3 protein-coding genes are annotated in these 4,489 nt (G+C 72.6%); 1 reads left to right on the top strand and 2 read right to left on the bottom strand.

The features are described 5' to 3' along the window. Positions 1–55: 55 nt before the first annotated feature. Positions 56–1,816 (bottom strand): aspartate--tRNA ligase, encoded by a 1,761-nt coding sequence (gene aspS / locus ACWGL3_RS31205; protein WP_267948923.1) that lies wholly within the window; start codon positions 1,814–1,816, stop codon positions 56–58. A 266-nt stretch (positions 1,817–2,082) separates the two neighbouring features. Next, positions 2,083–2,760, bottom strand: coding sequence for an MBL fold metallo-hydrolase (locus ACWGL3_RS31210; RefSeq protein ID WP_267948922.1), 678 nt, complete (start codon positions 2,758–2,760; stop codon positions 2,083–2,085). 451 nt (positions 2,761–3,211) lie between these two features. Here ACWGL3_RS31210 and ACWGL3_RS31215 point away from each other — a divergent pair, with 451 nt between their 5' ends. Further along, positions 3,212–4,444, top strand: a complete 1,233-nt coding sequence (locus tag ACWGL3_RS31215; RefSeq protein ID WP_267948921.1) for a DUF349 domain-containing protein — start codon at positions 3,212–3,214, stop codon at positions 4,442–4,444. Positions 4,445–4,489 lie beyond the last annotated feature (45 nt).

Here is a 4,489-nt window from a genome sequence, read left to right on the forward strand (position 1 = left end):
GTGCGCGTCCACCGCGCACCGCCCCCGTCACAGGGTTCTCAGGCCCCCTCCGGACCTACTTCCGGCCGGCCCTGGCCTGCGCCTCGGCCTCCGGGTCCGCGTCCACCCCGGCCTCGGCCCGCTGGGCCCCGGTGATCGGGGTGGGCGCCCCGGTCAGCGGGTCGCCGCCCGAAGCGGTCTTCGGGAACGCGATGACCTCGCGGATGGTCGGCTGTCCGGCCAGGAGCATGATGATCCGGTCCCAGCCCACGGCCAGGCCGCCGTGCGGGGGCGGGCCGAACTTGAACGCCTCGAGCAGGAAACCGAACTTGGACTCCGCCTCGGCCTTGCTCAGGCCGATCGTGTCGAAGACGCGCTGCTGCATCTCGGCACGGTGGATACGGATGGACCCCGAGACGAGCTCGTAGCCGTTGAGAACCAGGTCGAAGGCACGGGAGTTGGTGGTGCCCGGGTGCTCCTGGAAGTCGTCCTCGTCCTCGACGGCCGGAGCCGTGAAGGGGTGGTGCACCGGCTTCCAGGAGCCCTCCTCGTCGGCCTCCTCGAACAGCGGCATGTCGGTGATCCACAGGATCTCCCAGAGGGAGGTGTCGATCAGGTCGCACCGCTTGCCGATCTCCAGGCGCGCGGCGCCGAGCAGCTCCTGGCTCTCGGAGCGCTTGCCCGCCGCGAAGAAGACGGCGTCGCCGGGCGCCGCGCCGACCTCGGCGGCCAGGCCCTCGCGCTCGGTGTCGGACAGGTTCTTGGCGACCGGGCCCCCCAGGGTGCCGTCCTCCTGGACGAGCACGTAGGCCAGGCCCTTGGCGCCGCGCGAGCGGGCCCACTCCTGCCAGGCGTCCAGCTCCTTGCGGGTCTGGGACCCGCCGCCCGGCATGACCACGGCGCCCACGTAGGGGGCCTTGAAGACCCGGAACGGGGTGTCCGCGAAGTACTCGGTGACCTCGACCAGCTCCTGGCCGAACCGCAGGTCCGGCTTGTCGGAGCCGAACCGGTCCATGGCCTCGGCGAAGCGCATCCGGGGGAACCGCCCGGGCAGCTCGACGCCGCGCACCTCGCGCAGGAGGCGGGTGAACAGCTTCTCGCCGACGGCGAAGATGTCCTCCTCGTCGACGAAGCTCATCTCCAGGTCGATCTGGGTGAACTCCGGCTGGCGGTCGGCGCGCAGGTCCTCGTCGCGGAAGCAGCGGGTGAGCTGGTAGTAGCGCTCCATGCCGCCGACCATGAGCAGCTGCTTGAACAGCTGCGGGGACTGCGGCAGGGCGTACCAGTGGCCCGGCTGGAGGCGGACGGGGACCAGGAAGTCGCGGGCGCCCTCGGGGGTGGAGCGGGTCATGTACGGCGTCTCGACGTACACGAAGCCGAGGTCGCGCATGACGTCGTGGGCGACGTAGGTGGCCTTGGAGCGCAGGCGCAGGTTCTCCGCCATCTCCTGGCGCCGGATGTCCAGGTACCGGTAGCGCAGGCGGGTCTCCTCCGCCACGTCCGCGGCGCTGTCCAGCTGGAAGGGCAGCGGGGCGGACTCGCTGAGCACCTCGATCTCGTCGGCGGCGACCTCGATCGCGCCGGTGGGGATCTCGGGGTTCTCGTTGCCCTCGGGCCGGACCCGGACCGTGCCGGTGACCTTGATGCAGTACTCCGCGCGGAGGTCGTGGGCCAGGTCGTCCTCGCGGACGACGACCTGGGCCACTCCGGAGGCTTCGCGCAGGTCGAGGAAGACCACTCCGCCGTGGTCGCGGCGGCGTGCCACCCAGCCGGCGAGGACAACGGTCGCGCCGGCGTGCTCGGCGCGCAACGCACCTGCCTCATGCGTGCGTATCAACGAACTTCTCCTTCAGCGTCTTGGTTCGTGTCCAGTGTGCCCGACCTGCGCTTTGGTACGGGCCGATCCTGTGCACACCGCCCGCGCGCACCCGGGCCCCGGGGCCGGGGACGGCGGTGTGGAAACCACCGGAACCCGCCTCAGGCGGGGCCGGTGCGGGTATCTCGTCCGTCGCGGGGCCGGGGGGTCGCGCTCGGGGCGTCGACGCCTCTGCGGTGTTCGGTGGTCATCACGTCGTTCCTGCGGGGTGGGTCGTCCGGGCGGGCTCAGCCGGCGATGTCGCGCAGGTACGGATTGGTGGCGCGCTCCCGCTCGACCGTGGTGGCGGGGCCGTGACCGGGCAGGACCTGGGTGCCGTCGGGCCGGGCCAGGACCGCGTCGGCGAGGCTGCGCAGCATGGCCTCGTGGTCCCCGCCGGGGAAGTCGGTGCGTCCGATGGACCCGGCGAAGACGAGGTCGCCGGCGAACATGACGGGGACCCCGTCCTCCGTGGTGACCGTGTAGACGACCGACCCGGGGGTGTGCCCGGGGGTGTGCTCCACCCCGACCTCCAGGCCGGCGAGGGACAGGGTGTCGCCCCCGGCCACCTCGACCAGGTCCGAGGGCTCGGCGTGGGGGCCCTCCCCCAGCAGGGAGGACAGCCGGGCGGCGAAGCCGGGGTCGACCCCGGCGGCGGGGTCGGTGAGCAGGTGGCGGTCCCGGGCGTGCACGTGGACCGGCACGCCGTGGCGCCCGCCGAGTTCGGCGGCCGACCACACGTGGTCGAAGTGCCCGTGCGTGAGCAGGACCGCGACGGGCGTCAGGCCGTGCTCCGACAGCACCTTCTCGACCTGTTCGGCCGCCTCCTGCCCGGGGTCGACGACGATGCAGTCGCCGCCGGGGGCCGGTGCCAGCACGTAGCAGTTCGCGGCGAGGGGCCCGGTGGGAAGTGCGGCGATGAGCACGGCGGATGTCGTCCTGTCCTCGGTCGGGTGCGCGGTCGGAGGGGCGGGCCCGCGGTTCGGAACGCGCGAACCCTCAGGTGCAGAGCCTACCGAGGCACGGGAGGAGGGGCGACCCGTCGGGCACCTCGGCGAAAGCGTTTGATCACCATTCGATCACCGCGCGCGGCTCGCCTCTTTGCCAAACCGCGTGGTAATGCCATATTGGTCACCGTCGTCGTGTGCGCCGAGGCCCCGACCTGCGCCTCTTCCGGGCGGGTGCGCGGCCCGGAGGGACACACGGGGACGCGCGGACACGCATGATCTGCGCCGATGTGAATCACGGCGCGTCGCCGCCCGTCGAATCGTATGGATATCGTGCTGAGCACGGTGGTTCCCATCACGACGCGGCGCTCGAGCGGCGCGACGACCCGAGCCCGCCCCACGGCGGGGCTCATGACAGCAGGAGGACACGGTGACCACGGACCCTTGGGGCCGCGTAGACGACGACGGCACGGTCTACGTCCGCACGAGCGAAGGTGAGCGGGTCGTCGGATCGTGGCAGGCGGGGGCGCCGGAGGAGGCTCTGGCGTTCTTCCGACGCAAGTACGACGCCCTGGTCACCGAGGTGGAGCTGTTGGAGAAGCGGCTCCGCAGCACGGACCTGTCCGCCGCCGCCGCGATGTCGAACATCGACAAGCTGCGCTCCGCCGTCACCGATGCGAACGCCGTCGGCGACCTCGAGTCGCTGGGCAGGCGGCTGGACGCCCTCTCCGGCCGCGCCGAGGAGCGCAAGGTCGAGCAGAAGCAGGCGCAGGAGCAGGCCCGCGGGCAGGCCCGGGAGACCAAGGAGCGCATCGTCGCCGAGGCCGAGCGGGTCGCGGCCGAGACGACGCACTGGAAGTCCGGCGGCGAGCGGATGCTGCAGCTCATCGAGGAGTGGAAGAAGGCCCCCCGGGCCGACCGTCCCACCGAGCAGGCGCTGTGGAAGCGGATGTCCGCCGCGCGCAACTCCTTCTCCAAGCGCCGCAAGACGTACTTCGCGAACCTGGACCAGGAGCGCGACTCCGTGCGCGTGGAGAAGGAGCGCATCGTCGCCGAGGCCGAGGCGCTGTCGGGCTCCGACGACTGGGGGCCCACGGCCCGCGCCTACCGCGACCTCATGCAGCAGTGGAAGAGGACCGGGCGCGCGGACAGAGCGAGCGAGGACAAGCTGTGGACGCGCTTCAAGGCGGCCCAGGACCGCTTCTTCGACGCGCGCAACGCGACCTTCGCCGAGCGCGACGCGGAGCTGCGGGTCAACGCCGAGGCCAAGGAGCGGATCCTGGCCGAGGCCGAGGCGGAGATCCCGGGGATCTCCGACCCGCGTCGGGCCCGTGCCCGCCTGCGCGACTTCCAGGAGGCGTGGGAGGAGGCCGGTGAGCTGCCCCGCGACGTGCGCGACCAGCTCGAGGGCGCCTTCCGCCGGATCGAGGACGGTGTGCGCCGGGCCGAGGACGCCGAGTGGGAGCGGAGCAACCCGGAGGCGATCGCCCGCGCCAGGGACACGGTGTCCCAGCTGGCGGCGGCGATCACCGACCTGGAGGCCAAGCTGGAGAAGGCCAGGGAGCGGGGCGACGACCGCCGCGTCAAGGAGCACGAGGACGCCCTGGAGGCGCGCCGCTCGTGGCTGGCCGAGGCGGAGAAGGCCCTCGGCGAGCTGAGCTGAGCAGGCCGGGCCACAGCGTGCGCAAGGGCCGCGCCCCGCGGGGCG

This window comes from Nocardiopsis sp. NPDC055824 (assembly GCF_053616335.1).